This window comes from Rhodanobacter thiooxydans LCS2, from assembly GCF_000264375.1.
In the GTDB taxonomy this organism is placed as follows: Bacteria; Pseudomonadota; Gammaproteobacteria; order Xanthomonadales; family Rhodanobacteraceae; genus Rhodanobacter; species Rhodanobacter thiooxydans.
Window position 1 is genome coordinate 1 of sequence record NZ_AJXW01000089.1, and the last position, 430, is coordinate 430.

The 430-nt window shown below is 71.6% G+C and carries 1 protein-coding gene; it reads left to right on the forward strand.

The window, feature by feature from the left end:
* Nucleotides 1-50 precede the first annotated feature (50 nt).
* Nucleotides 51-430 (forward strand): isocitrate/isopropylmalate family dehydrogenase (locus UUA_RS15890; RefSeq protein ID WP_008438680.1); only part of this gene is annotated, 380 nt, incomplete at its 3' end.

Sequence of the window (430 nt, forward strand, 5' to 3'; positions counted from 1 at the left end):
CATGGCCGCACTCTTCAACAAAACCCGCTTCGATCGAACGGAGTAACCGCATGAAAGCCCGTATCGTCACCCTGCCCGGCGATGGCGTCGGCCCCGAGGTCACCGCCGCCGCCGTGGCTGTGCTGAAAACCGTGGTCGCGCGCTACGAGCACGTGTTCGCGTTCGAGGAACAGCCGATCGGCGGTGCCGCCATCGACGCCACCGGCGAACCGCTGCCGGCCGCCACGCTGGCGGCGTGCCGCTCCGCCGATGCGGTGCTGCTCGGCGCCGTGGGCGGCCCTAAGTGGTCCGACCCGAACGCGCCGGTGCGGCCCGAGCAGGGCCTGCTGGCCCTGCGCGCCGCGCTCGGCGTGTACGCCAACCTGCGTCCGCTGCAGGTGCACCCGACGCTGGCCAGCCTGTCGCCGCTGAAGAACGACAGGCTGCGGCA